Raw genomic sequence first — 1,128 nt, 5'->3', positions numbered from 1 at the left:
GCTAAACGGCGGTTCTTCTGCATTTTCAGATTCCCGAAACCATGTCCTGAAACGGTCGTAGATCACTACTAGACTGTTGACGTTTTTGGGACATGATTTTCGAAGGAGCCGATACTTTCGTCCATTATGTTAACGTTTCGCCTAACCGCCACGTTGGCCGCTTCTAGCGCGTTGAGAAGAATCTGTCGATCATCCCAATTGTCCTTTAGATCAATCCAGTGGACGCCTTCGATATCGGAGATGGGGCGAGTGAAACCTTTGCGGACCAGGATGGTTCGTTGATCATCCATCGCTAATGCCATTCCTGCTTCAAGAATGACATTTTGACGAGCTTGGCCGGTTAGTTCTTTTTCAGGGCTTCGATCGCTTGGCTTGACGAACTGCTTATCCAGCCTGGCTTGATCGTCGGGGGTAAATAGGACCACCACTGCCTGGGCGTTCATGAGGCCAGCCTTAACAATTTCTAACGTAGAGGGGGAGGGCTTATTGGTAAGCTGACGTGCATCAGTCCAGGTCAAAGGTAGTGCATCGACATGCTTTAGAAAACGCTCAAGAGTATTTTTGGAGTCTAGGTCTCTGCCGTGAACGATAAAAACCCTGCGAGGATCAAGGTTAAGTTTTTGCATTCTTTCCTCACTGATTTCGTTTATATTGTTGACGCGTGGCCATGGTTTCATCCATTCCGGAGTGGATGATTCAGAGTCATTAGCTTTAGTGTCACGCCATGAGGCGACCCAGTTTTGTGCTGGTTTCTCGGGCGGAGATGAATTTGCGGTTGCTGGTAACGCGACCGATTGGTCGCTCAGAATAAACCCTAAGCGTTCCAGTTCCTTTTCCAGATCATCGAATTCTTGCCCCTCGTTGCGCCGTTCCGCTCCATATGGATCCTCGTAGTACACGGTGTTGACGAGCTTGACGAACTGATGATCGGCGTCAAATTTGGCTGTTATTGCTTTCACCATCTCAAGCGCCTTTTTGGGTTTTGAGACGCTTGGTTCTTCGATCTTAGGTGCGAATTCAATCCAGAGAGCGCCTAGATCATTGTGGGTGATGTACTGGTTGCTTCCTAATGCCCGTGCGAGCTTACTTCTCAAAGCAGGAGTGAAAAATTCTGCGGTCATGATCTAT

At 48.4% G+C, this 1,128-nt stretch carries 1 protein-coding gene; it reads right to left on the bottom strand.

What is annotated here, in order from left to right:
- Positions 1–68: 68 nt before the first annotated feature.
- Positions 69–1,121 (bottom strand): nucleotide-binding protein, encoded by a 1,053-nt coding sequence (locus tag ACT3TP_RS18705; RefSeq protein WP_096286798.1) that lies wholly within the window; start codon positions 1,119–1,121, stop codon positions 69–71.
- Positions 1,122–1,128: the final 7 nt, after the last annotated feature.

It is taken from the genome of Glutamicibacter sp. AOP38-B1-38 (assembly GCF_052377485.1).
Taxonomy (GTDB): domain Bacteria; phylum Actinomycetota; class Actinomycetes; order Actinomycetales; family Micrococcaceae; genus Glutamicibacter.
This window is presented reverse-complemented; position numbering and strand designations above follow the sequence as displayed.